This window comes from Fodinibius sp. GM21 (assembly GCF_058386955.1).
In genome coordinates, this window is record NZ_JBYEIQ010000002.1 from 39,389 (window position 1) to 65,074 (window position 25,686).

Below are 25,686 nucleotides of genomic sequence, written 5' to 3' on the forward strand. Positions count from 1 at the left end.
TATTACATGATTAAAATCCAGTAAAGGTAAACGAGAGCAAAACCAGTCAGGAAGACTAATCCACTCCAGCTGAGCCACTTAAGCCAGGGTTGTGGTTTACAGTCATCGGGCATGTGTTCGGCGGTTACCAGCTTGTAGTTGAGATACGCTAAAACCGGCGCTGTCAAAAAAGACAAGGTCGTAGCCAGATCAACCATGAGGGTAAACGAGTCGCCCAGAAAGTACAGTACGCCGAGCGAAAGCAGTGAAATTATAACAATGAGAATGCGATAAACGCGGAGGTTGTCTTTCTCTTGCATGGTATGGGGCATGAGGACTTCGAGCATGCGACGGCTGACGCGCGGATAGGCGTCGGTGACAGTGAGCGTAGTGCTAAACATGGTGGTAAAGGCACAGATGATGATCACCGGGTAGAGCCAGTCGCCGAGGCTTTCGGTGTAGAGTCCCAATAGTTGATTGGCAAAGATAGCTCCACTGCTGGCATACTCTTCACCACTGCCGTACATGACAAGTGCGCCGAGCAAAAGAAATCCCAATGCCAACAGTGCCGCACCGATATAGCCAATATTGAAATCGAGCAGTGACTCTTTAAGCTTGGGGCGGTACTGGGTTTGCTTCTCCCGCTCCAGCGTCCACAGCGAATGCCAGGCTGCCGCATCAATAGGGATCGGCATCCACCCCATTAAGGCAATTAAAAACGAGACCCCTGCTACATCCCATATACTCGGATAAAAGCTTGTAACTTGGTGTTGCCCACCCTGATAAAGAGCAGCTCCCAGGGCAACTATTGTAGATATGGCAAGTACAATCATGATCAATTTTATGGCACTGTCGAGAGCAGAATATTGTCCCGAAATAAGCAAGGCTATACAGATGGCCAGCAGTATGGCGCTCCAGGTCAATGGAGAAAGGGCAATACCGGTCAGCTCGGCAGCCAGGCTGGCACTTACGATAGTCACCGCTGCTTGTACGGCGAACATAGTGCCAAGGGTAAAGATCACAAAAATGCCGATGGCCCATTTGCCAAGACGGTTGTATCCTTCGATCATGCTTTCGCCGGTGGCAATAGCATAGCGTGGACCATATTCCAAGAAGGGATATTTAAAGAAATTTGCCAGAATCACCGCCCATATCAAGGCGAAACCATAAGTGGCGCCGGCGCGAGTGGATTGCACAAGATGCGATACCCCAATAGCTGCTGCTGCCATCAGCAGCCCGGGTCCCAAACTCTGCTTTATTCCCTGCCAGGGATCTTCATCCCGAGTTTTATTCGTTTCCGCATCACGTACGGCAGATTGTGACTTTTCAGCCATAACAGGAACCTGTGATTGAGAAAATTGACAATTTTGAAAAAGAACAATAACAAAATTGGGAATGAAACTAAAAAGAACGATTAGGAATTTGGTTTAAATTGCTCGGGCCCGTCCATAACTACTCCAATAGGGTTAAGGTAATGCTGAATGGTTATGGTATTCTGATGATAATGCAGCACATCTTTGAGCTGACGGTATACCTGGGGTGCCTCATCGAGCCCGCCCCCGCGCAGCTCCACACCTTGTTTCTGTAGACGGTCATAAATCATGTCGGGTTTTATGGCAGACTGGGATAAATCTCGGCCTCGATAATTTCCTTTTGCTTGTGTACGGGACATCAATCGTCCCGCCCCGTGAATGGTGGAATAGAGAGCTTTTTTACTTTGTTCTGAGTCTCTTCCTTCAAGAATAACCGATATGTCACCCATACTACCACCAACGAATCCGCGCTGTCCGGGGAATGCCGGTGTAGCACCTTTGCGGACGACAATCAGTTCTTCTCCGTCATGCACTTCTCTCCAGGCAAAATTGTGGTTATTATGAACTTCATCCAAAATAGTAGCATTAAAAGCGTCGGCCAGGGTATAGCTGACCCATTCGCGTCCGGCATAGGCATAGCGACCGGCAAGATTCATGGCGGCAAAGTAGTCTTGCCCCAACGGTGTGTCGAGATCAAGGAGTACCTCTTTCTGTTCAAAATTGGCATTCCACTCTTTACCCTGTGATAAATTCATAAATCCCTGGGCTGTTTTGTAGCCAAAGCCACGACTGCCAAAGTGAACACCAATCCAGATATGATTATTTTCATCGTGAAACAGATCCACATAGTGATTGCCTGATCCAACAGTACCGAGCTGCTCCCTGGCAGTTTGTTTAAGGGAGGACGCTATCTTTTTGCTGGGGAATGCATCCCATTCAGGGGCATTAAAAATGGGATGATCGGCCGGAGCGTCTGGATTTTGTTTCCCCAATCCAAATTGAATACGATCTTCTATGATGTCCAAAGCAGCAGATGTATCAAAGTCAGCGGTGGTTTCATCCAGCTTTACAGCCATGTTGCCGCAGCCGATATCGAAACCTACACCAACGGGAGAAACTTTATTTTGGTAGGCCATCACTCCACCAATAGGCATAATATATCCCACGTGGGCATCTGCCATAAGGGCACCACGATTGGCCCGCATAAGTACATCATAATATTGCTCAAGCGTATTTTCATCCGGTTGTCCAAAGACGGAGTTTTCTTCGTTTAATTGAGAAACCATTGTAATAACTATAGCTTTATTTGTTATACTTCCTTATACAATAATAACAGGATCGCCTTAAAACGATTTGCTGATTTGAATCTTGAATTACAAATAACTGTTTGTAGAGAAACAAGCTGGTAGTTAATAAAACATTATTAGGAGGTATTTATGATTACGCGTGAAAACATCCTCGACCTTGCTAAAGAAGAAAGTAAGCATTGTGTATCTATTTATTTACCCACGCACAAAACGGGCGAAGAGGTGCAGCAAGATCCTATCCGCTTAAAGAATTTGCTTACACAGGCTGTTGAGCAACTCAAAGACAGAGAGGTAAGAGAAAAGGAAATTGATGAGCTGCTGGATGATGCAAGAAAATTACTGGACAACCCAAAATTTTGGCGACATAATGATAAGGGCTTAGCATTATTTATCAGTGATAATGATTTTGAATATTATCGAATTCCCCATGCTTTTAATGAGCGGGTGATGGTAGACGATCACTTCTTAATCACTCCGCTGGTGCCTATGATTACGTTGGAAGGGACGTTCTGTATTTTGGCACTAAGTCAAAAGAAAATGCGACTACTAAAATGTACACGGGCCAGTGTTGAGGAAATTGAGCTCGAAGAAGCACCCGAAAGCCTGGAAGAGTTTTTGAAGTATGATGTGAATGAGACAAATCTTCAGCATCATGCCGGCCAGGGAGCAAATGCCCAGGCAATTTTTCACGGCCAGGGCGGGTCGCGTGATACCAATACCGAGGAAGTCATTAATTACTTGAAAGCTGTTGAAAATGAGGTGACTTCGATTCTTCGTAAACGAAATGATCCTCTGGTTTTAGCAGGCGTAAATGAGGCGATTGCTGAATATAAAAAGGTTAATAATTACAGCCGGCTGCTGGTTCAGACCGTTTCTGGAAATGCTGATCCCAAAAGCAACGAAGAAATAAAAGATGAGGGCTGGAAAGTCATAAAAGCGTACTTCCTGAAAGGGATGTACGAAGATATCGAACGATTCGGTGACCTGTCGGGATCGGAGAAACAATCCGATAATTTATCTCAAATTGTGGAAGCAGCTTACTACGGAAAGGTTGAGTCGCTGTTTGTTCCGATTGGAGAGCATAGCTGGGGATGGTTCGATATGGAACGCGATACGGTACATCACAGTGCAGAACCCAAGAACGGGGAGCACGATTTAATAAATATGGCTGCTATCAAAACGCTGATCCAAAGCGGTAATGTGTATGCTCTCGAAAAAGAAGATATGCCCAACGGATCTTCTATAGCAGCGATCTTTCGATATGCATAACGCCTTGTGAGGATCGGATGTTTTCCGGTCATTGTAAGTAACCAATCTAAAAAGGCATCGGCTTTACGGTCGATGCCTTTTATTTTTTAAAACATTTTTCATTTGTAACCTTTACACTTAGGCACGAACCGCTTTTGCTAATTAAAACTATTAGATTATGAAATTACGCACACTTGTTGTTTCGCTATTGGTCTTACTTGTAGGTACCGGAGTACAGGCCCAAAATCCGGCTGATGCCGAAGCTTCTATGGAGTATTATTTGCCACAGGATGTTGAATATGATGAGTCGATCCCCACGCCTCAAGAAATACTGGGTATGGTCCCCGGAGAATGGCACGTCCGCCATGACCAACTGCTGCAATATATGCGGGCAGTAGCCGGAGCATCCCAGCGGGTAACGCTGCACAAATTTGGGGAAACCTACGAAGATAGGAACCTGGTTTATTTGACCATTACTTCCCCTTCCAATCATAATAATATTGATCAGATTCGAAAAGAGCATGTTGCGCTTACAAATCCGGCCAAGTCTGATGAATTAAATACAGCCGAAATGCCTATAGTGCTATATATGGGATATAGCATTCATGGCGATGAATCAAGTGGTTCGAATGCCTCAATGCTGGTAGCGTATTATCTGGCCGCGGCTCAGGGGCAAGAAATCGAAGAAAAGCTACAAAATAGTGTAATTTTATTGGATCCGAGCCTAAACCCCGATGGATTAAATCGGTTTGCAAGCTGGGCAAACACACACAAAAGCAAAAACCTGGTGGATGATCCCAACAGTATGGAGCTTAACCAGCGTTGGCCGAGTGCCCGTACCAATCATTACTGGTTTGATTTAAACCGCGACTGGATGCTGGTGCAGCATCCCGAAAGTCAGGGACGCATTAACAATTTCCATAAGTGGAAGCCCAATATTTTAACCGATCATCACGAGATGGGTACAAACGCGACCTTCTTTTTCCAGCCGGGAATACAGTCGCGTACTCATCCCATTACGCCTGAGAAGAACCAAAGTCTGACCAAAGCTATTGCTGATTACCATGCTGAGATTTTGGATAAAAGCAAGCGACTGTATTATTCGCAGGAAAGTTTTGATGACTTCTATTATGGCAAAGGGTCAACCTATCCCGATGTAAATGGAAGCATTGGTATTCTGTTTGAACAAGCCAGCTCGCGCGGACATGCACAAGAAAGCGAACACGGTGTGCTAAAGTTTCCGTTTACGATAAAGAATCAGTTTTTAACTTCACTTTCTACCTGGGAAGCTTCGCAGAATTTACGACAGGAGATCCTGAATTATCAGCGTAATTTTTATATGGAAGCTAAACGTGCCGGCGAAGATGCTGACATTGAGGGCTATGTGTTTGGCACTGATGATGACCACGCCCGAACCTATCATTTAGCTGAGTTACTGCGCCGCCACAAAGTAGATCTATATGATCTTAACAGGGATCTCACCGTTGATGGGAAGACTTTTAAAAGTGGGTCGTCATATATAATTCCATCCGATCAAAACCAATATCGTTTTGTAAAAGCGTTATTTGAGCGCCGCACTACATTTTCAGATAGTTTATTCTACGATGTCTCGACCTGGACCATGCCGTACGCTTTTAATCTGCCTTTCGCTGAACTGGAGGGACGCGACTACGATGAAAATCTCTTGGGCAATAAGGTTGATGGATTGCCGGAATTTCCAACAGGTGAAGTGTTGGGTGGTGAAAGTGACTATGCTTATGTATTTGAGTGGGATGAATACTACTCGCCACGAGCATTGAATCGTTTGCTTGATGCTGGAGTGCTTGCAAAGGTAGCATCAAAACCATTCACGGGTGTTACAGCAGATGGCACCCACAAATTTGATTACGGGACTATTTTGGTGCCATTAGGTCCGCAGTCGGTAGAGCGAGATAAAATTCATAACCTTGTTCAAGAGGTTGCTAAAAAAGATGGCCTGACGGTTTATTCGGTAGGAACGGGATTAACGCCCGGCGGAATAGATTTGGGCAGTGGATCATTTGAAGGTTTGGAACAGCCAAGTGTTGCCTTACTTTCCGGCGATGGGGCCAACCCGTATGAAGTTGGTGAGGTATGGCACCTCTTGGATCAGCGATTTGATATGCCTCCAACCCTTTTACCAATGGATCGTACCGAGCGAGCTGATCTGGATCGATATAATGTAATGGTAATGGTAAATGGCAACTATGATGATCTGACTGATCGGGCCACTGAAAAAATTAAGCGTTGGACTCAAGAAGGAGGAACGCTCATTACAACAAAATATGCCAATAACTGGGCTGAGCAAAACGGTTTGGCAAATATTGAGTATATCGATGAGGAGGAGTCTGAAGAAGAGCAGCAAGTAACTCCCAAGCCGTATGCTGATATGAGTAAAGCGCGCGGCGCTCAATATATTGGGGGTACAATCTTTGATACCAAGCTTGATCTAACCCATCCTTTGGGATATGGCTATAATGATGAAGATGTAACGGTTTTTCGCAATAGCACGCTCTTTGTAAAGAAAGCCGAAAACCCCTACGCCACACCGCTTTATTATACCGATGATCCGTTGGCCAGTGGCTATGTTTCGGATGAAAATCTGGAAAAATTGTCGGGAACTGCGGCTGTTGTGGTAAGTGATGTTGGTAGTGGTCGTGTTATCTCGATGACTGATAATCCCAATTTTAGGGGTTTTTGGTTTGGTACGAACAAGCTGTTCATGAACGCCATCTTTTTTGGTCATACTATTGATGGGCGATCGGGCAATTAACCAAAGCCAAAGCGCATTATCATCTTTAGGCATGGAAATAATCTGATTTCCATGCCTTTTTATTTTCTCAAATATTTTGATTGAACCCTGTTATATTCCAATAATCAAAATATGAGTCGGAATGTATGAGTATGTTTAAGTCAAAATTAGATTTAAAACCTGTTTTTCAGGTCCTTTTTGCCATTATTGTAATTGGTGCCATAACGGGACTAGTCCTCTCATTGAGCATAGACAGCATGGTACAATCGAGCCTGGAAAGTACTACAGCTGAGGCACTTAATACCTCGGTTGATGTTGAAGATGTTTCAATATCTCTTTTGAATGGAGCCGGAACCATAACGGGATTTACAATTCAAAATCCGGAAGGCTTTAGTGATAAGCATGCTGTCAAGTTGAAGGAAATTTCAATTAAGATGAAGGTGTCATCCCTCCTATCGGATACCGTTATTGTTGATGAAGTTCGAATTCAAAAACCGGAGCTTTATTATGAGCAAAAAGCAACGGGTAATAACTTTGATGCGCTTACCGGTAGCATGGGGGGGGCATCTTCTTCGGATACAAATCTAATAGTTGATTACCTGCTGGTAGAAAATGGGCAGGTTACCTTAACCGCTGATATTGGAAGTAAGAAATCGGTGATGGCGGAATTTTCGAAAATTGAGCTTGAAGGGATTGGACGTAGCGGTAGTAATGCCATGGAGGAGACTATACAACAGATACTTAAGCCAATTTTGGAAAAGGCGTTGCAAGAAGCAGCTACCCAAGGTTTAATGGATAAAGCTAAAAATGCTCTGAAGGATATGCTTGACGGCTAGCAGGCATCCATTATTCTTACCCAAAAGAAAAAAGAGACATCCCATTTAGAGATGTCTCTTTTTTTATGAATACCTTATAGGGAGATGGATACTTACAGGGCGTTTGTTAGCTTGTCGGTATAGTCCAACTTTTCCCAGGGAAATTCGCTGCGTCCAAAGTGGCCATATGCGGCAGTCTTTGAATAAATAGGTCGTTTTAGATCGAAACGACTAATAATACCCGCCGGTGTCAGATCAAAAGTCTGTTTAATTGCTTGTGCCAATTCAGCGTCTTTTACTTTCCCGGTTCCATAGGTATTTACATTAACGGAAACAGGCTCGGGGATACCGATAGCATAAGCAAGCTGGATTAGACATTCTTCAGCAAGATCAGCGGCAACAACATTCTTAGCAATATGTCGTGAAGCATAGGCCGCACTCCGATCTACTTTGGATGGATCTTTTCCTGAAAAAGCACCGCCACCGTGAGCACCACGTCCGCCGTAAGTATCAACAATAATTTTCCGGCCCGTAAGACCGGTGTCTCCGTGAGGGCCACCAATTACAAACTTTCCGGTGGGATTTACGTGCAGAATGGTTTCTGCATCCATCAGCTTTTCGGAGATCACTTCCGGGATAAGGTGCTTTTTTAGATCCTCTTTTATTTTTACTTGATCAATGCCCTCATCGTGCTGGGTAGAAATAACAATAGTATCCACTCTTTTGGGATTTCCTTCCTCATCATATTCTACCGTAACCTGACTCTTGCTGTCGGGAGCAAGATAGGGTAGCAGGGCTGTTTCTTTACGAATGTGCGCCAACTCGCGCAGCAAATCATGGGAGTATTGCAGCGTCATGGGCATGTAGGTATCGGTTTCATCCGTGGCATAGCCAAACATCATGCCCTGGTCGCCGGCCCCCATTTTTTTATCCTTTCCTTCATCAACGCCTTGCGCAATATCCGGACTCTGTTGGTGGATCGTTGTCAAAACGCCACACGATTCCGAATCAAAGCGATACGAATTTTTGGTGTAGCCGATATTTCTGATGACATCACGCGTTATCTCTTGTACATCAACATAGGCGTCGGTTGTAACTTCGCCCGAGATAACGGCAAGTCCCGTTGTTACCAATGTCTCGACGGCAACCCGTGAATCGGGATCCTGTTCGAGCATGGCATCGAGGATAGAGTCAGAGATTTGATCAGCGACTTTATCGGGGTGACCTTCTGATACAGATTCGGAAGTGAAAAGGTTTTTCATTTGAGTAAAAAAGTTCGTGTAAATAGTGATTATTTAAGAAGCCTTGAAGCTACAAAAATCTGTATAATTATGCAGAATGATCTATCAAAAGAAAAAGCCGCACTCCTTTTACAGAGTACGGCTTTATCAGGGATTGTGCGGGTAAAAAAACTGCTATGTTTTAGCTTGGGAGCAATACGCCGTCAATAATATGTACGACTCCATTTGTTCCCTGCAGATCTACGGTCGTAACATTGTAGGTATTCCCTGCTCCGTCGGTAAGCGAAACGCTACCGTCATTGTTGACCGTGATTTCTAAATCAGCACCGTTAACGGTAGTAACTGTTCCGGAAGAAATATCACCGGAAAGCACTTCTGAGGGAAGCACATGGTATGTTAAGATATCTGCCAATTCCTGCTGTGTTAGCCCGCTCGTATCAACAGCATCGAAGGCAGCGTTTGTAGGTGCAAATACCGTGTAGCTTGCCTGATCATCTTGTAAGGTGCCGGCCAATCCTGCGGCACCGACAGCGTCTTCAAGTGCTTGCAGGTTGTATCGTTTGGATACCACACCTACCACGTCTAGATAAGTATCAGGTAGTAATACCTGGTCGATTGCGTGGATAGTTCCGTTTGAGGCATCCACGTCAGCGGCTACAACGCTTGCATTATCATTCACTGTTACTCCTCCGTTAGCTTCAATAAAGAGCTCACCGCCGGCCAATGCTCCTACGGCTTGTTCAGCCATTAAATCGGTAGACAGAATGTCTCCGGAAAGCACATGATATTGTAAGATCTCAGCAAGCTGCTCATTGGTAAGGCCACTCAGATCAACACCAGAGAAGGCATTGTCTGTGGGAGCAAATACGGTGAACGGACCGGCTCCTTGCAGGGCCTCGTCTAATCCGGTTTGCCCAAGAGCATCTACCAATGTTGTAAAGTTACCGTCTGCAACGGCTACGTCAACAATGTTTGGACTTGGATCGAGCACCCCATCAATAACATGAACAACCCCGTTGGTACCTTGCAAGTCTGCTTGAGTAACCTGGTACATTTGTCCGGTGTTATCTGTAATGGTAACCGTTCCGTCGGAAACTTCAATCAAGAGTTCTTCCCCTTGAAGGGTTGTTACCGTTTGTGACGGTTGTAAATCTCCTGAAAGAACTTCACCGGAAATCACATGATATTGGAGAACATCAGCAATGTTAAGTCCGGATAAATCTTTGTTGGCAAATGCCTCATTAGTCGGGGCAAATACCGTGAATGGTCCGTTTCCTTCTAATGTGGAAGCTAATCCTTCACTTACTACAGCATCCTCCAGTGACTGCAGGTTATATCGCTTGGATACGATACCTACAACGCTTAGGTAGCTGTCTGGTAATAGAACTTGATCAACCTCGTGGATAGTACCATTTGATGCGCCGATGTCTGCTGTTACTACAGAGGCACTTCCATTGACGGAGACTCCACCGTCGGATTCAATAAAGAGGTTTCCGCCTGCCAGTGCTTCGACAGATTGCTCGGCCATCAGATCGGTAGACTGAATATTACCTGATACAACGTGATACTGTAGAATTTCAGCAATTTCTTCGTTTGTAAAGTTACCAATGTTTACATTTGAGAATGCGTTGTCATTAGGCGCAAATACGGTAAATGGACCAGGTCCCTGAAGGGCTTCATCTAGTCCAGTTTGTCCAAGTGCACCAACCAATGTAGTAAAGTTGCCGGCATCAGAGGCAACATCAACAATATTCGGATTTGGATTCAGAACGCCATCAATAATATGAACAACGCCATTAGTACCTTGAATATCGGCCTGTGTAACTTCATAGGTCTGGCCGGAATTATCGGTAAGTGTTACCGTACCATCAGCTGCCTCGATGGTTAGCTCTGTACCATTAACCGTTTCTACAACCTGTGCTGGCTGAAGATCTCCGGAAAGAACTTCATTTGGAAGAACGTGGTATGTTAAAATATCCTGAATTTCTTGCTCTGACAATCCTGATAGATCGACGTTGCTGAATGCAGCATTTGAAGGAGCAAACACAGTATAGCTTGCTTCCTCATCCTGTAGAATGCTAGCCAATCCGGCACCAACTAAAGCATCTTCTAGTGATTGTAAGTTGTAGCGCTTAGAAACCAGACCTACAACGTTGAGATATGAGTCCGGAAGTAAGACATTGTCAATGGCGTGGATTACACCGTTAGAGGCTATAATATCAGCATCAGTAACAGTAGCATTGCCATTAACGACAACATCACCACTGGCTGTTGAAATAAATAGATCTCCGCCTGCTAACGCAGTAACGGAAAATTGCCCGTTAATATCGGCTGTGGTAGCTCTTTGACCAAGAACGTGATAGCTGAGTATTTCAGACAGCTGCTCGGTCGTCAGACTGCTTACATCTACCCCCAAATTAGCAAAAGCGTCGTTAGTAGGGGCAAAGACCGTAAATGGTCCATCGCCTTGAAGGGTCGAAACGAGTCCAGCACTTTCAAGAGCGGATACCAGATCGCTGAAATTATCATTAGATTGAGCGATTTCTGAAATGGTTTGGTCACTACCTGGTGTGGTAGGCCCATCATCATCGTCGCCACATGCCTGCAGCGTAAAAACCAACAGGGCGGCAATAAAACTATTGAACAAAAATGTCCTAAGTTTTATGTAGGGATTGTGAGTTGTTGTTTCCATCGTAATATGTGATTAGTTAAAAGTTGTGTTAGTTGATAATCACATATCAGAAGAAAATAATTCCCAAAAATATTAAATATTTAAAATTTTATGATTTAAAATATTAAATGAACGAAGAGAAAATCAGTAATGTTATAAATGGTTTTTTGGGTGTGCCTAATTAAATAAATCCCCATCTTTTTTGTCGGGATTTACACCTAAATACTCAAACGCCTGGCGGGTTGCGATTCGCCCCTTTGGCGTTCGTTGTAGAAATCCTTCCTTGATTAGGTAGGGTTCGTAAACCTCTTCAATAGTACCTTTATCTTCACCTACGGCGACCCCAAGAGTGCCCAAGCCCACAGGTCCTCCCTCGTAATTTTCGATAATAGCTTTTAAGATGCGAATATCCATTTCATCAAGCCCATTCTCGTCAACATCCAGAGCATTTAGAGCCGTGTCGGCAATTTCATCGTTAATGGTATCCATATCTTTTACTTGGGCAAAATCACGGGTGCGCCGCAATAGTTTGTTGACAATTCGAGGAGTTCCCCGGCTACGTCGCGCAATTTCGTGTGCTCCGGTTTCAGTAATGCCCATGTCCAAAATGCTGGCTGTCCGTAATGCAATGCGCTGTAGAAGCTCCACATCGTAATAATCAAGCCTCATATCGATACCAAAGCGAGCACGCAGCGGTGCCGTAAGTAATCCTTTTCGCGTAGTTGCCCCCACCAGTGTAAAGCGGTTGAGTTCAATTTGAATGCTGCGTGCATTTGGGCCCGAATCGATTACGATATCCAACTGGTAATCTTCCATGGCCGAATACAGGTACTCCTCTACAACGGGATTAAGGCGATGAATTTCATCAATGAAAAGGACATCACCTTCTTCGAGATTGGTAAGCATGCCGGCAAGGTCACCGGGCTTTTCAAGAACAGGCCCCGTAGTAGGCTTAATTTGAACCCCCATTTCATTTGCAATGATATGGGCTAAGGTCGTTTTTCCCAGGCCGGGAGGTCCCGAAAGGATGACGTGATCTAAAGCCTCATCACGTTTTTGTGCCGCTTTAATAAAAACCGAGAGGTTTTGAATAACCTTTTTTTGTCCGATAAACTCGCTTATGCGAGTGGGTCGCAGCGTGCGTTCGAACTCTTGGTCATTATCAGAAGCGTCTAGCAGTGGGTTTTGCAAAATAAATGTGAAATGAATTAACCAACTTTTACGGCAAGTAAATTAACTCATTATTTGCAAAGTTTCGAAGGCTTATTCGCCACCCTTTATCTGCTCTTCAAAGTTGTCAAAATCAACATTTCCCAATTTGTAGTCTAGTTTTTTCAATAGCCTGAAAGATGGTTTACGGTAAATACCATCCATCGAATAAACTTTATGAATAGCTTCCCGTGCTTTTTGCAGCTGTTCAATATTGATGTAGGCATTCCCCATATACCAATAGGCTTTTTCTTCTAAGACATCTCTGTTAGTGTCTCTGTTAATAACCGCCTTAAACGATTCGATTGATTCTCCGAAACCACCGTTATTGTACTGTATGATACCTTTATTTAAATAGGCTTTTGTAGCAGCGGATTCATCGCCGTATTTACTAATTATCTTATTATAGGCAGCAATAGCTTTTGAAATATTGCCGGAAAGTGCAGCTTCAAATCCCTGGTTGAGCAGTGAATCTGCTGGTAGCGTTTCTGTTTTCTGGCTACGCAAAACCTCCGCAGAAGAAAGGTTTTCAGCTAAGTTAAATTCACCGGGTATTTCACTCTGTAATGATTTATTCGTATCGAGCTGAAAAAAGTTGATTGAAACTACCAATAGTGCAACTGCAGCAGCGGCCGCCATCCATTTCCAGGAATGCTGAATTGAATAAATAATGCTGCTTTCTTCAGCAGAGGTAGAATTCTTGTTAGAAGAACGTTTTTCGAGAATAGATTTAACACCCAACTCGGTCTTTAAAAGCTCGATATAGTCGGGGCGCCGGAGAAGCTTTTCCCATAGCTCTTGGGCTTCCTCCTCGGTCAGCTTGCCCTTAACATAGGCATCAATTTTCTGTTCCAGTTCTATGTCTCTTGACATTTTGTTCATTCTCTAATGTTTAATTATATGCTTTAAATAGTGTTAAACCATCTTGATATATCAAGGTCTGTAGGTAAGACCTTTGAGAAACCCAATCCTTACATTATAATTTACTTTTTTCCTGATAACAGTCGTTAAGTTTTTGAATTAGCCGGTGTTTTCTTGTCCAAACGTTGTTAACGCTGATATCAAAATGTTGCGCCACTTTTTTGGCATGTGAGTCTGGATGATCAAACAAATACTGCATAAATTCCTGATATTTCTCTTTAAGCTGATTTAAACACCACTCAAGCAGGCGTTCTTGCTCTTCATCCAGCAATGCTTGCAGTTGGGTTGGGGCCTGTTGGTGAACATCGGGGATTTCATCTGTAGCCTCAGGCCGTTTTTTCTTCTGCATTTTAAGGTAGTTATTTCTGCATATAGATAATATATAAGAAACCACTTGGTCTGGATTATTCACTCGGTCCTCTTTAATCACTTCGAGCGAGGTGAGAAGAGAGTCCTGTGCACAGTCTTCAGCATCAGACCGGCTTGCATTCATGTGAATGCGAAGAAATGCTATTAGCCTTGGGCGGAGCGCCTCGATGATTTTATTTGCCTCTTGAGTGTTGTTCTCTTGTACGGCTGATACTAAATTCGCGTAGTCCATAGTCTATAATTCAAAAAGCCAATGTTGATATAAAAACTATAAAAAGTTAGGCAATAAACAACAGTTACATTAACTTTGAGTAGAAAAGCTATAAATAATTCCTTTTTATCCCATTAGAATTACGTAGAAGCCTAAATACGAACGGTGGTTAATGTATCGAGTTCAACTTAAAAATTTTGAAGGTCCGCTTGATCTCCTTCTTTTTTTTATAAAGCGTGATGAGCTTGATATCTACGATATTCCCATCTCATACATTACTAATCAGTTCCTGGAGTATATCAATTTGATGGAAGAGCTGGATTTAGATGTTGCCAGTGAATTTATCTTAATGGCCAGCATGCTGATGTCGATTAAGGCCAAGATGATGCTACCCCAAGAAGAATCGGATGAAGAGCTTGATGAGCAGGATCCCCGATACGAATTGGTGCAGCGTCTGCTCGAATATAAACGCTATAAAGAGATGGCCGGGAAGATGGAAAATATTGCCGATGAAGCTCAGAAATCATACTTTCGCGGATATACTCAGGCTGACCAAGTGGATAAGCAGGCCAGCGGGGAAGCCCTTAAGGATGTTACAATGTTTGATTTGATGGCGGCTTTTAAGAAGGTATTGGCTGATATCAAAAAACAGGAAAGTGTGCACCATGTTGAAAAGATAGAATATAGCATTGAAGAGCAGAGTGAGTATGTATTGGATCGCCTGCAACAAAACGGGCGTACTTCTTTTAACACAATGTGTGATGAACTTAAAAACTTGACAAAGATAGTCGTCACCTTTTTAGCAATTTTAGAGATGCTGAAAGAGCGGCAGATCAATTTATATGTCGAAGATGATGACCCAACGGCTTTTTATCTGGATTTAAAGCCCGTGGATGAGATTATCGGCGCTCCCGAAACGAATCAGAAATAAAAAATTAATAGCGTTACTTATGAAGATGCATTTGCAATCATTTCTTGTTGCATTATTAATATTTACTGTTGGTTGTGCAGGATCTGAGCCGTCAAGCCAGAAACAATCCTCGCAACCTGTTACCGATACCGAGCAGTTATTGCGTTTCCAGAATGAGATATCGACAGCTTATTTGAAGCCCCATCTAACGGCATTTGCCCATGACTCTATGAAGGGACGAGAAACGGGCACCCCTGGCGAAAAAATGGCCGCTGATTTTCTTGCTGAAGAATATGAGCAGTTGGGGTTAGTCCCGGCTGGCGATAACGGCAGTTACTTTCAGCACTTTGGGCTCAATGCATCAAAAAGCGACAGCATTGTTTTTGAGTTGTATCAAAAACATGGCTCTTCAAAAGAACGAATAGATCGATCGGTAGCCAGCAGTAATCAAACAGCAAACTTTGCCCGACTTTTTGGCGGGACTGATACGCTTAAAGGGCAGATCGTTTTTGCGGGCTTTGGCGTAAATGATCGGGAAAACAACCTGTCTCATTTAGAGGGTGTGGATCTAAAAAATAAGTGGGTCATGGTATTTCAGAATACACCAAATGTAGTAGATGGGGATACGCTCATTAATCCGAAGTTGGATGCCCGCGCCCGATTTCAGATGATTATGCGTCAGGGGGCTACGGGTATTTTAATGATACCGGCCAACGAACCTCAAGATTTTGAAGGCGTTGCTCAAAATATGCAGGGCGGTTTTGGGCAATTGGGTCGCATGAGTTTGGCTTATCGAGATAATAACGAAGGCGCTTCGAGTGGGTTTAGCGGTGGATACAATGTTGTAAATCCTGAATTAGCTACTAAGCTATTAGGGATAAGTTCTGTAGATGAGCTTTCAGCTTATCGTCAAAAGTTGATGAATAGTATTACCGAATTCCAGCCCAAAGAGTTGGACTATGAGTTGAGGCAAATTCCTTATTCATCCAGGGAAACAATACACTCCCAAAATGTTTTAGCCTTATATGAAGGAGCTGATCCTGAACTAAAAGATGAAGTGGTAGTACTGACGTCCCATTATGATCATGTGGGTATCAGAGAGCCGGATTCTACCGGTGATCGTATTTACAACGGTGCTGACGATGATGGTAGCGGAACGATAGGGCTTTTGAATATTGCCAAAGCATTTACTGAAGCTGCCAAGCATGGCATAAAAACCAAGCGATCTATTTTGTTTTTAAATGTTTCTGCCGAGGAGAAAGGATTGCTTGGCTCGCGCTATTATTCTGATCACCCGGTATTTCCCATGGAAAAAACGGTCGCAAATTTAAACACCGACATGATTGGCCGGATTGATTCTACGCATAAAAGCGAGGGTATTGAAGAGTATGCCTATATTATTGGCGCAGAACTGATTTCTTCGGATCTGGACAGCCTTATCAAAGTTGCCAATGAGGAATCGGGGCAGATAAAGCTTAATAAAAGATACAACGACCTGAACGATCCCCAGCAGTTTTATCGCCGAAGCGATCACTGGCATTTTGGCCGGAAGCAGGTCCCTTTTGCCTTTTTCTTTACGGGAGTTCATGAAGATTATCATCGCCCATCGGATGAAGTGCATAAAATCCGCTTCGAAAAAATGGCAAGTATTCTACGTACGATGTATGCAACAACCGTGATGATTGCCAATACCGAAAATCCTCCTGCTGTTGATAATCAACAGTTTATAGAGATTACGAAGAACGATAATTAGGAAAGACGAAAAAAGGTAAGGGCAAGAATCCGGCAAGATTAAAATCGTTAATCACCTAAACAACTTTATCTACCGGCCAACCACAATAAAAGGCGCCCAGTAGACAGGATGATTAAAAAGGGGATGTTTTATCATCTTTAATTTAGCTTCGCGCATTGCAGTAGCCCTGGCTCCAAAAGGAATTGATTGTTCCCATCCAATCCAGCGCAGGGCACTATCAATCCATCCTCTGCTTATATCTTGTTGAAGAAGTGACTTATAAAATTCGTTCATAAATGATGCCGTTGAACGGTCGTATACATTCCACAGGCTTACCACAACCGTTGATGTTCCGGCATAGAAAAAAGATCGCTGCATGCCCAACATGCCTTCACCATCCACCATTTTACCCAGCCCCGTGTTACAGGCACTGAGAACGACCATATCGGAATTAATATTCATCCCGAAAATTTCGGAGCTCCGAAGCATGCCATCTTCGGTGGATGAAGCCGATAGTTTACTTTTAGTAGAAAGGGCTAATCCACTTCGATTGGGTTTGTTTTCATCAATAATACCATGTGTTGCCAAATGCACGTATTGGTAGTTATTTTGACGCAGTAAATGTTTTAGTGCTTCTTCCGATACCTCTTCATCTTTTAGAACAGAGGCGTTTTGAAAATGTGTTGCAATGGAATCAACCTCAATAAGGGTAGACGGCAAATTGCTAAGACTACTCCGTTCTAAACCGCGTTCATTGTTGCGGATAAAGTTGGACCCTGCGACTGCAAGTAAATCTTGTCGGCTTAAGTTTTCAGGGCCTTTTAATAGTGTAAGGCTGGTAAGAGAAGGGGCATATTTTATGTGGAAGTTTTCTATCAGGTACTGGTCACCTTGTGAGATAGCCTCAAATGGTAAATAAGCGAGAGCGCCGTCAGGGACAATAGTCAGGTTTGAATAGTTGACAAGCTCATCTTCAAAAGGCTTCAAAAGAAAATTATACAATGCAGTGGATTCTGATCGCAACCGTGTACGGGAAGCGTTTGAAAGAATGGCATCCTTAAAGTCAGTCACCATTGTAGTAAGCTGAGTAGCAAGTTCCTCGCTGTCGCCAGACAGTGACATTGTTTCAACCCTCACGTTACTTCTGCTGATCATAAAAATCAATAATTCGTTACCGGCCAAGGCATATTCCAGGATGACGGTTTGCTCGTCAACACTGTTTTGAGCTTGCTGAAGGCTGATGGGCTCGGGTGATCGAAGAGATTTTAATTCGGTGTGTTTATCCTGCAACTTGTTTTCGTAGGAAGCATACTCGAGTTCGGCATTCCGTATTTGTTTTTGCAGCTTTTTACGTTTTTGAGCATCTGCTGTACTTTCAAATTGTGTATAAAGTTCTTCAATTCGATTTCTTTTCTGGTTGCGTTTAAGCCGTACCTTTTCTGGTAGGTGTTGCTCAATATTTTGAGAAGCTTTCGCCAGTTCATCACTTAGTGCTCGTGCCTTGGCCTGTTCTACCAACTTGAACGCCCGGGAAAGGTCTGACGTATAGGTTAGCACCCAAGATGCCACCTCGGTATAGAAATCGGAATGCCTGCCAAAATACCCCGCCTTGAGATCAGAAAGTGCCCCAGCATTGGACCGTTGTGACTCTATAATATCAATGGCTTTTTGTCCGTAGGTAATGGCGCTGTCGGAGTTAAGCTTGTGATATTGACGGGCAAGGTCTTTAATGGGCGCAAGCTGGCGGCGAGACGACAGATACTCACTGTAACTGTGGGCTTTTTTGAAGTGCTTGAGGGCTTGCTCGTCTTTATTTTGTGCTTCGTCAATCCGTCCTAAAAAAGAAGAGGCTTTTTGCAGCATATCATAACTGTCGGTAGAATCGCCCATTGCTTTTAACCGGTTAGCGTAGGCGGTAGCCTGCTCGAAATTTTCTTGACCAATGGTGAGTCGGAGCATAGAATTCAGCGAGGAGGCAATATCGTACGGATTGCCAACTTGTTCCCGCAGTTTAAGTGCTTTGTGATAGTAGTTGGCTGCCTCTTCTTTGTCGCCTTTGTCCCAATACAGTTGACCAATATTATTGGTCGTTGTGGCAATATCACTCGGACCTGAGACTTCCTTTTTCATTGCCAGGCTCTGCTCGTAATAGTCAATGGCTTTATCATATAAACTTAGCTTCTTGTAAAGCAGTCCCACGTTATTAAGAATGGTTGCCGTTAATTTGGGAGTTGATGCCTGTCGGCTATTATCCAACGCTTGTTTATATGACACCAATGCCTGATCATAATTAGCAAGGTTACTTTGCACCAGACCAATTCTGTTAAAAATATTTGCTAATAAGTGTACACTGCCAATTTCCTGGCGAATTTTCAGACTTCGGTTGAAGTATTCCAAGGCCTTATTGTATAAGTTCAGCTCTGAATATATACCTCCAATATTTGATAGGGTTACGGCTCGATATCGTTTATTACTATAATAGTTTAGTGCTCTTTGGTAGTAGTCGAGGGAGGTAGAATTATTTCCCTTTCTCATATAGACACTACCGAGATTATTATATATTGTGCCTATTAGCAGACTGTCGCCAGACTTTTGAGCAAGCGGCAGGGCTTTGTTGTAGTATTCTTTGGCTTGATCTGTTTTTCCCATTCTATTAGATGACCATCCCATACTGGTGTAAAGGTCACCGCGATTGTAGGTGTCATTGGCTGGGTGGTCGATATTTAAAAGCATTTTATAGAGCTGCATGGCCTCTTCGTTTTTGGAACGATAGACCATGGCACTGGCATACTCTTTTCCGGCCTTAAGCCAAGAAGCGGTATCCTGAAATTCGCGATATAAGTTGTATGCTTCACGATAGTAGAATTCCGACTCTGCCATGTTGCCTTTTTCATCGTATTCCTGTCCCATTTTAAATAATGAGTCGGCCAGCTGTATACTTTGCCCCCATCCTGATAAGGGCAAAAGCAACAGGAATCCTAAAGAGATGATCAGCCGCTTCATGCAATTTTAATTATGTGAACAGTTTAATAGCTTGCCGTAAACGCCTGAATATATACACAGAATCTGGCAAAAGGTAAAAAGTTTGGGTTTTGCGGCAATTTATAGAATATTTTTATTCAGTACTGCATTAAGAGTACTGTCTAATTTTAATAAATCAGGAGATCACTATGTTTGATTACAAAAAAGAGATTTTACTTAATGAGTTTGCATTAGCCACGCCAGACCCGTCAGATAACACCTCGGATGGAGATGATGATACGGGTGGAGATGGATAGGTTCTGGATGATCAATGTTAATTGAGCCATGTCAATATTTAGGCATGGCTTTTTATTGGCCGATAAAAATAAACGGAGTCCACTATTTTGAGTGAGTATACTTGGCTTGCTGTATCAGATCTTGTTTAGCTTTTTGTAGGGCTTACGACGTAGTCACACCACCATTATGGATAACATAAAAAGGTTCGCATGCATAGTACTGTAAATCGGTCATTTACTCTCCAAAGAGAGACCAATAAATATTGGGATTCAGCATATAAGAAGATACTGTAGAGCCCAACGATCCCCCTCTTCTTTTTAAGCTTACCATTGCCGGTGTTGCAGGCACTAAGAGTAGTGAGGTCAGCTAATAAAGGTGGGTATTAGTCCTTAAACATAGAATTAACAAACAGCTCTCGATCAAATACCTGGAGGTCTTCGATCTCTTCGCCAACACCAATATATTTTACGGGCACATCCAGTTCATTGGAAATGCCAATAACGATACCACCTTTGGCCGTACCATCCAGCTTGGTGAGCACAAGGCCGGTAATATCAACAAAATCGGTAAAAGCTTTGGCTTGCTGCATCGCATTTTGTCCGGTGGATGCATCAAGGACTAGCAATACCTCGTGGGGAGCTCCTTCAACCACTTTACCCATAACGCGTTTTATTTTTGCCAGCTCATTCATCAGCGACTTTTTGTTGTGCAGCCGCCCAGCGGTATCCACCAAAGCAATATCGGCATCTTTCGCCTTGGCAGATTCAACCGTATCGTATGCGACGGCAGCGGGATCGGCATTTTGTCCCTGTTGAATGATGGGAACGCCGGCGCGTTCACTCCATATTTTAAGTTGATCAACAGCTGCAGCCCGAAAGGTATCTGCAGCACCCAGCATTACTTTTTTGCCGGCTTTTTTATAAAGATGGGCTAGTTTTCCGATGGAAGTCGTTTTCCCAACGCCATTTACACCAACAACCATCACAATGTGAGGCTTTTGAGGAAATTCGGCATCGAATTCAGCAGGTTTGTCAGCTGAATGATCTTTGAGAAGTCCAATGATTTCTTCTCGCAGAATACGTTGAAGCTCTTCACTGTTGAGGTATTTGTCTTGAGCAACACGAGCCTCAATCCGATCAATAATTTCGAGTGTGGTTGAAACGCCAACGTCAGAAGTTATTAAGATCTCTTCCAGCTCGTCGAGTACGGCAGCATCAACGGTATCTTTGCCGGCAATGGCCTTGCCGATTTTTTTCATGATGCCGGAGCGGCTTTTTTCAACCCCTTTCTCGACTTTCTCCTTTTTCTTGAGACCAATTTTTTCTAAAAAACCCATAGTATGCTTCGTATTTAAAAACTAAAATGTCATCCCAAAATAGTTTCAGGATCTAAAAATTAAATTGAGCAGAAAGATCTTTGTAGTTACTATAATCAGTTAAACTCCACTCCTTTGCGAATAAGGTTGAACCGATGAAGATAATCAAAGAAGGAGTAAAACATAAGGGCTACCGAAGCGCCCATCAGCATAAAATGTACTTCTATTTCTTGGGGAAAAAAGAAAGCAGCAATCCAGTATAGACCCAATACATTAACGCTGATTTTGCCCGACATAACGGCCATGGCCACCTTGCCGCGCAAGTGTTGAATAAATGCAGATCCAATTACAATGACGGCATCGCGACCGACTTCGAGCAGGAAAAACCAGAGCGGAATGATATCGATGTAGGTGGCATACAGAAACAGGAAAAAAGCACAAAATTTATCAGCAACGGGATCGAGAATTTTGCCCCATTCCGAAACTTGGTTGGTCAATCGGGCAACAAATCCATCCAGATAATCAGATACAATACCATATATTACAAGTGCAGTAATGAGCCAGGTTATTTGTTGTCCATTGGTATAGTGCAGGTAAACTACAGGTACTACAATTAAAATACGCGACAGCGAAATTAGGTTCGACCACGTAAATAGGTCTTGCTTAACGTCTATCTGCTTATGATCTATGTTAAATGTTTCTGACAATGGAAACCAAATTGTTTGTTATAATTCGCGTCTGATCTGTCTCAATTAACCAGCTAAAAGATACATAAAAAATTTTCTATGTACGATTCGCATAAACTTGTTGAACGTAAACTGACTTCTCAAAAGGTTTTCAGCGGTCGCCTGCTTCATGTTTATTTTGATGAAGTAGAACTGCCCGACGGAACAACTTCAACCCGGGAATGGATCAAGCATCCCGGAGCGTCGGCGATTGTGCCCATTTTTGAAAACGGAGATGTCATGTTAGTCAAACAGTTTCGTTATCCGATGTCCCAGATCTTTTACGAAGTGCCGGCCGGCAAAATTGATCCTAACGAAGATCCCGGACTCACAGCGCGGCGTGAACTGCAGGAAGAAGCTGGGTTGACGTGTCAGCAATTTCAATATATCGGACATTATTATCCGGGTATCGGGTATTCTGACGAGATTATCCATCTTTATACCGCGTGGGATATTACATCATTTGAGCAACAGGTTGATGACGACGAGTTTTTATTAAAAGAGCGACTGCCTTTCGAAACCGCTGTTGAAATGGTGCATACCGGTGAAATATCAGATGGAAAAACAACGGTTGCTATTTTGCGTGCCTGGCACTGGTGGCAGCAAGAGGGTCCCTTTTCGGTCTGAGATTAACAATAAGCAGTATGCAGTTTGGGATAAACAGACTATAAGACTCTCTATGTTTAAAAGCACTGCTCCCAACGGTAATACGTCTATTGAATAATTCCTTCATCAACAGCCAGCTCGTACAACGATTTATGTAAGTTGGTATCCGTAATATCGCCCCTGTTGATAAGCTCTTCTACTTCATCACCGCGCAGCAGCAGGATGCAGCCCATTTCATTGAGTACTTCGTCAAACTTTCGGGGATCTGCATTAGAAAGTTTTTCCAGATCTATTCCATCCGGGCTTTTGGTAGTATTCACTAAGCAATAAAAGGTATCTTCGTCGCTGTCATCGTCGCCAAATCCAAAAATTTCGAGTTTAGTATTGTCTTTTTTAAGCATAATAATTTCTGAATTTAAAGATCTTTGTGATGTATGGTTAAAGTAAGTCTCGTTTCAATGAATGCCTGTCTGAGGATTTCGGTAATAGCGAGTATTATGTATGACGCTCGAGGAAATCACGCGCTTTAATGAGTTCCACCACCTCATCGGTTTCCTCATCAATAATGGCAATTTGAAACAGGCTAATAATAGCCTGCTCTTCAATACATTCTATGGTTTCGTCGATTGTTTCGCATTCTTCCTGCTCGCTGACCAAATCGTTAATCCCCTTAACAACGTAACGGTAATTTTTGGGTTTCTTTTTCTGAGAACTAGTCCCCCCGGGGGATTCATTGAAATATTCTCGCAAGGCCTCTTCGGTTACATACCACTTCACACCCAGTTTGCGGGCACGTATTTTTCCTTCTCTCAAATAGGCCCGAATCGTCATTTTACTGAGTCCCAGTTGCTCGTGCAAGTCGTCGACGGAATAAAGTGTAAGATTGCCCACTTGCTTTGGCATAAAGCACAAAAAAAGTTTAATATTTAGTATTAAATGCACTTGTTTTCACGTTGCAAGTTAATAACAATTGTATAATAGATAAAGTTTAACTGCTGTTAATTATAGATTAGTTACATATTAGTTAAACTATAGCAAAAATACTTGTTCCGTATAGGGTAATTCCATTATATTGATAATAGTTGATTGAAAAAGAGCTCTGCAAACGCGGGGCTTTTGTTATTTTAACTCCATTCTCAGTGCCATTTTCTATTCCCTTCTTCAAGAATGCGTGTCTCCCATTTTCAGTATAAGGACTTTTGGTCTACGGTTATTACATTAACAGTCTTGAGAATTTAGATCAGAGTACATAACCATGGGGTCAGAAAAAACGGTACGATCATTATTGCTTGAACAACTCGAGGGCAAGAACGCACACGTCGATTTTAATCAGGCAGTGCAGGGACTAACCTATAAGCAGGTGGGGATTCGTGTTGAGGATGTACCCCATACGATCTGGGAGCTTATTGAGCATATCAGGATTGCGCAGGACGATATCCTGGAGTTTTGTAAAAATCCCGACTATGAAGCGCGTGATTGGCCGAATGATTACTGGCCTGATAAGTCCAAGCCCGAAACCCAAGAACAGTTTGAAAGGTCTGTGCAGTTGGTACAAGCCGGGATTGAAGAGATGCGTGAGCTTATTCGAGATCCCCAAAATAACTTGCAGAAACCCTTTTCTCATGGTGACGGCCAGACACTGTTCAGAGAAGCATTGCTTATCGTTGATCACAATGCATATCATATAGGTCAAATTGTGCTCATTCGACGTTTGCTTGGCAGCTGGTAATTGATAGTTTTATTGACCATAAGAAAAGAAAGACTTAAATGAGTACGGTATGAAAGAGATTGCTCGATTTTTGCGCGAAGCCCGGATGGGATATCTGCTTTATACCTCTCTTATCATTTTGGGAGTTGTATTTGGTGCGTTTGAAATTATTGACCAAACCTTATTTGAGGATACATCTCAAGAAACCATGCAGTGGCTCTACTTCAGCCGCGGTGTTATTGTTTCCCTTATGCTCATGGTATGGGCCGCATGGACGGTTTATAATTACCGCGAGTATTATGAGGATCAGCTTGAAGCTACAAAAATGCGTTACAGTGATATCATTGAGCATTCAGCTGATGCGATCATCTCAATAGATAACGAAAATCACATTACATCTTGGAATCGGGGAGCAGAAGAAATGCTCGGTTGGCAACGTGAAGAGATCCTTGGAAAGCCGATAACGGAAATCGTGCCGAACGAACTTATCGAGATGCAAGAGCTGGAATGTATTGAATTCGGGATGAAATACAAGGGGAACGTCAGTAATTACGAAACGGAGCGACTGACAAAAACGGGCGAAAAAAAACTGGTCAATCTGACGGAATCATACATTCGCAATAATGACGATGAAATTGTGGGACGCTCCCAGATATTACGCGATCTTACGGATATCAAAATGAAGGAAGAGCAAATTCAGCAGTCTGAACGGTTGGCTACAGTTGGTCATATGGCTGCAGGTGTGGCCCACGAGGTAGGGAATCCGCTCACAGCTATTTCTTCACTTGTTCAGGTTTGTCAGCGAAAGACCGAAGATGATTTTATACAGGATCAGCTGAAAAAAGTGCGCGATCATATTCAGCGCATCAACAAAATTGTGCGTGACCTGGTGGACTTTTCACGTCCCTCGAGCATGCAGGCAGAAAAGGTGCAGATAAATGAAATTATCGAGTCGGCCGTAGGGTTACTCCAACACGATGCCCGTTGTCGTGATGTGGAATTTGAGATGAACCTATCACCAAAGTTACCGCTTGTTTCCTGCGTACCTGACCAGATTCATCAGGTATTGGTGAATTTGTTGCTTAATTCTGTTGATGCGATGAAAGACGAGGAAAACCCCAAGGTGACTATTGTAACCAAAGAACAAGATGGCATGGCGAAACTTACGGTTTCAGATATCGGAGAAGGAATTAAAGAGGAGCACAAATCCCGAATATTTGAACCGTTTTTTACGACTAAGGAAGTTGGAAGCGGAACCGGTTTGGGGCTTTCGGTAAGTCACGGTATTATCAACAAAATAGGCGGCTCTATTCAAGTGGAGTCTGATTATGGGGACGGAACAACTTTTATTATAAAACTACCTACCAAAAGTTAATTT

General features: G+C 43.2%; 20 protein-coding genes and 1 pseudogene. 8 read left to right on the forward strand and 13 right to left on the reverse strand.

Features of this window, described 5'->3' with window-relative positions; genetic code table 11:
- Nucleotides 1-2 precede the first annotated feature (2 nt).
- Both ACT3IB_RS03900 and ACT3IB_RS03905 read right to left on the reverse strand, forming a co-directional pair.
- Nucleotides 3-1,313, reverse strand: a complete 1,311-nt coding sequence (locus ACT3IB_RS03900; RefSeq protein ID WP_491537720.1) for an Nramp family divalent metal transporter — start codon at nt 1,311-1,313, stop codon at nt 3-5.
- Between the two features lie 80 nt (nt 1,314-1,393).
- Nucleotides 1,394-2,578, reverse strand: a complete 1,185-nt coding sequence (locus ACT3IB_RS03905; RefSeq protein WP_491537721.1) for an RtcB family protein — start codon at nt 2,576-2,578, stop codon at nt 1,394-1,396.
- Between the two features lie 150 nt (nt 2,579-2,728).
- Here ACT3IB_RS03905 and ACT3IB_RS03910 point away from each other — a divergent pair, with 150 nt between their 5' ends.
- The 3 genes from ACT3IB_RS03910 (at nt 2,729) to ACT3IB_RS03920 (ending at nt 7,453) form a co-directional block, all read left to right on the forward strand.
- The gene (locus tag ACT3IB_RS03910; RefSeq protein ID WP_491537722.1) at nt 2,729-3,868 is read left to right on the forward strand and encodes a baeRF7 domain-containing protein; all 1,140 of its coding nucleotides are present in this window, start codon (nt 2,729-2,731) and stop codon (nt 3,866-3,868) included.
- A gap of 157 nt (nt 3,869-4,025) precedes the next feature.
- Entirely contained in the window at nt 4,026-6,638 is a 2,613-nt protein-coding gene (locus tag ACT3IB_RS03915; protein WP_491537723.1) for a M14 family zinc carboxypeptidase, read from the forward strand.
- Nucleotides 6,639-6,769: 131 nt separating this feature from the next.
- Nucleotides 6,770-7,453 carry a DUF748 domain-containing protein gene (locus tag ACT3IB_RS03920; protein WP_491537724.1) on the forward strand — a complete coding sequence of 228 codons (684 nt, stop codon included), beginning with the start codon at nt 6,770-6,772 and terminating at the stop codon, nt 7,451-7,453.
- Between the two features lie 92 nt (nt 7,454-7,545).
- Here ACT3IB_RS03920 and metK read toward each other — a convergent pair whose 3' ends face one another.
- The 5 genes from metK to ACT3IB_RS03945 form a co-directional block, all read right to left on the reverse strand.
- Nucleotides 7,546-8,694, reverse strand: coding sequence for a methionine adenosyltransferase (metK, locus tag ACT3IB_RS03925; RefSeq protein ID WP_491537725.1), 1,149 nt, complete (start codon nt 8,692-8,694; stop codon nt 7,546-7,548).
- A gap of 160 nt (nt 8,695-8,854) precedes the next feature.
- Entirely contained in the window at nt 8,855-11,365 is a 2,511-nt protein-coding gene (locus ACT3IB_RS03930; RefSeq protein ID WP_491537726.1) for a fasciclin domain-containing protein, read from the reverse strand.
- 156 nt (nt 11,366-11,521) lie between these two features.
- Complete coding sequence (gene ruvB / locus ACT3IB_RS03935; RefSeq protein WP_491537727.1) at nt 11,522-12,535, reverse strand: Holliday junction branch migration DNA helicase RuvB; 1,014 nt, start codon at nt 12,533-12,535, stop codon at nt 11,522-11,524.
- A 72-nt stretch (nt 12,536-12,607) separates the two neighbouring features.
- Nucleotides 12,608-13,426: a tetratricopeptide repeat protein gene (locus tag ACT3IB_RS03940; RefSeq protein WP_491537728.1), complete on the reverse strand. Its 819-nt coding sequence runs from the start codon at nt 13,424-13,426 to the stop codon at nt 12,608-12,610.
- A 103-nt stretch (nt 13,427-13,529) separates the two neighbouring features.
- Nucleotides 13,530-14,075 (reverse strand): RNA polymerase sigma factor, encoded by a 546-nt coding sequence (locus ACT3IB_RS03945; protein WP_491537729.1) that lies wholly within the window; start codon nt 14,073-14,075, stop codon nt 13,530-13,532.
- A 151-nt stretch (nt 14,076-14,226) separates the two neighbouring features.
- Between ACT3IB_RS03945 and ACT3IB_RS03950 the strand changes: the two genes are divergently transcribed.
- Nucleotides 14,227-14,985, forward strand: coding sequence for a segregation and condensation protein A (locus ACT3IB_RS03950; protein ID WP_491537730.1), 759 nt, complete (start codon nt 14,227-14,229; stop codon nt 14,983-14,985).
- A gap of 19 nt (nt 14,986-15,004) precedes the next feature.
- A complete protein-coding gene (locus tag ACT3IB_RS03955) occupies nt 15,005-16,717 on the forward strand; it encodes a M28 family peptidase (protein ID WP_491537731.1) in 1,713 nt (570 codons plus the stop codon).
- A 69-nt stretch (nt 16,718-16,786) separates the two neighbouring features.
- On the opposite strand, the gene ACT3IB_RS03960 is transcribed toward ACT3IB_RS03955, so the two are convergent.
- From ACT3IB_RS03960 to ACT3IB_RS03975, 4 genes and pseudogenes are all read right to left on the reverse strand, one after another.
- Nucleotides 16,787-19,699 (reverse strand): CHAT domain-containing protein, encoded by a 2,913-nt coding sequence (locus ACT3IB_RS03960; RefSeq protein WP_491537732.1) that lies wholly within the window; start codon nt 19,697-19,699, stop codon nt 16,787-16,789.
- A gap of 439 nt (nt 19,700-20,138) precedes the next feature.
- Nucleotides 20,139-20,309, reverse strand: a pseudogene (locus tag ACT3IB_RS03965) (CHAT domain-containing protein); the annotation flags it as partial.
- A gap of 27 nt (nt 20,310-20,336) precedes the next feature.
- Nucleotides 20,337-21,290: a signal recognition particle-docking protein FtsY gene (gene ftsY, locus ACT3IB_RS03970; RefSeq protein WP_491537733.1), complete on the reverse strand. Its 954-nt coding sequence runs from the start codon at nt 21,288-21,290 to the stop codon at nt 20,337-20,339.
- Nucleotides 21,291-21,385: 95 nt separating this feature from the next.
- On the reverse strand, nt 21,386-21,976 hold the full coding sequence (locus ACT3IB_RS03975) for a CDP-alcohol phosphatidyltransferase family protein (protein ID WP_491537734.1): 591 nt from the start codon (nt 21,974-21,976) through the stop codon (nt 21,386-21,388).
- 78 nt (nt 21,977-22,054) lie between these two features.
- Here ACT3IB_RS03975 and ACT3IB_RS03980 point away from each other — a divergent pair, with 78 nt between their 5' ends.
- Nucleotides 22,055-22,621: an NUDIX domain-containing protein gene (locus tag ACT3IB_RS03980; RefSeq protein ID WP_491537735.1), complete on the forward strand. Its 567-nt coding sequence runs from the start codon at nt 22,055-22,057 to the stop codon at nt 22,619-22,621.
- 86 nt (nt 22,622-22,707) lie between these two features.
- On the opposite strand, the gene ACT3IB_RS03985 is transcribed toward ACT3IB_RS03980, so the two are convergent.
- Together ACT3IB_RS03985 and ACT3IB_RS03990 are read right to left on the reverse strand one after the other, a co-directional pair.
- The gene (locus tag ACT3IB_RS03985; protein WP_491537736.1) at nt 22,708-23,001 is read right to left on the reverse strand and encodes a hypothetical protein; all 294 of its coding nucleotides are present in this window, start codon (nt 22,999-23,001) and stop codon (nt 22,708-22,710) included.
- 94 nt (nt 23,002-23,095) lie between these two features.
- Complete coding sequence (locus ACT3IB_RS03990; protein ID WP_491537737.1) at nt 23,096-23,503, reverse strand: helix-turn-helix domain-containing protein; 408 nt, start codon at nt 23,501-23,503, stop codon at nt 23,096-23,098.
- A 352-nt stretch (nt 23,504-23,855) separates the two neighbouring features.
- Here ACT3IB_RS03990 and ACT3IB_RS03995 point away from each other — a divergent pair, with 352 nt between their 5' ends.
- Nucleotides 23,856-24,329 carry a DinB family protein gene (locus ACT3IB_RS03995; RefSeq protein WP_491537738.1) on the forward strand — a complete coding sequence of 158 codons (474 nt, stop codon included), beginning with the start codon at nt 23,856-23,858 and terminating at the stop codon, nt 24,327-24,329.
- A gap of 49 nt (nt 24,330-24,378) precedes the next feature.
- The gene (locus ACT3IB_RS04000) at nt 24,379-25,683 is read left to right on the forward strand and encodes a two-component system sensor histidine kinase NtrB (RefSeq protein WP_491537739.1); all 1,305 of its coding nucleotides are present in this window, start codon (nt 24,379-24,381) and stop codon (nt 25,681-25,683) included.
- Nucleotides 25,684-25,686 lie beyond the last annotated feature (3 nt).

Coding starts and splice junctions, on each gene's coding strand:
- ftsY (WP_491537733.1), bottom strand. CDS start 21,290: ATGGGTTTTTTAGAAAAAATTGGTCTCAAGAAAAAGGAGAAAGTCGAG.
- ACT3IB_RS03905 (WP_491537721.1), bottom strand. CDS start 2,578: ATGGTTTCTCAATTAAACGAAGAAAACTCCGTCTTTGGACAACCGGAT.
- ACT3IB_RS03920 (WP_491537724.1), top strand. CDS start 6,770: ATGTTTAAGTCAAAATTAGATTTAAAACCTGTTTTTCAGGTCCTTTTT.
- metK (WP_491537725.1), bottom strand. CDS start 8,694: ATGAAAAACCTTTTCACTTCCGAATCTGTATCAGAAGGTCACCCCGAT.
- ACT3IB_RS03930 (WP_491537726.1), bottom strand. CDS start 11,365: ATGGAAACAACAACTCACAATCCCTACATAAAACTTAGGACATTTTTG.
- ACT3IB_RS04000 (WP_491537739.1), top strand. CDS start 24,379: ATGAAAGAGATTGCTCGATTTTTGCGCGAAGCCCGGATGGGATATCTG.
- ACT3IB_RS03910 (WP_491537722.1), top strand. CDS start 2,729: ATGATTACGCGTGAAAACATCCTCGACCTTGCTAAAGAAGAAAGTAAG.
- ACT3IB_RS03940 (WP_491537728.1), bottom strand. CDS start 13,426: ATGTCAAGAGACATAGAACTGGAACAGAAAATTGATGCCTATGTTAAG.
- ACT3IB_RS03990 (WP_491537737.1), bottom strand. CDS start 23,503: ATGCCAAAGCAAGTGGGCAATCTTACACTTTATTCCGTCGACGACTTG.
- ACT3IB_RS03955 (WP_491537731.1), top strand. CDS start 15,005: ATGAAGATGCATTTGCAATCATTTCTTGTTGCATTATTAATATTTACT.
- ACT3IB_RS03900 (WP_491537720.1), bottom strand. CDS start 1,313: ATGGCTGAAAAGTCACAATCTGCCGTACGTGATGCGGAAACGAATAAA.
- ACT3IB_RS03980 (WP_491537735.1), top strand. CDS start 22,055: ATGTACGATTCGCATAAACTTGTTGAACGTAAACTGACTTCTCAAAAG.
- ACT3IB_RS03915 (WP_491537723.1), top strand. CDS start 4,026: ATGAAATTACGCACACTTGTTGTTTCGCTATTGGTCTTACTTGTAGGT.
- ACT3IB_RS03995 (WP_491537738.1), top strand. CDS start 23,856: ATGGGGTCAGAAAAAACGGTACGATCATTATTGCTTGAACAACTCGAG.
- ACT3IB_RS03950 (WP_491537730.1), top strand. CDS start 14,227: ATGTATCGAGTTCAACTTAAAAATTTTGAAGGTCCGCTTGATCTCCTT.
- ACT3IB_RS03960 (WP_491537732.1), bottom strand. CDS start 19,699: ATGAAGCGGCTGATCATCTCTTTAGGATTCCTGTTGCTTTTGCCCTTA.
- ACT3IB_RS03945 (WP_491537729.1), bottom strand. CDS start 14,075: ATGGACTACGCGAATTTAGTATCAGCCGTACAAGAGAACAACACTCAA.
- ACT3IB_RS03985 (WP_491537736.1), bottom strand. CDS start 23,001: ATGCTTAAAAAAGACAATACTAAACTCGAAATTTTTGGATTTGGCGAC.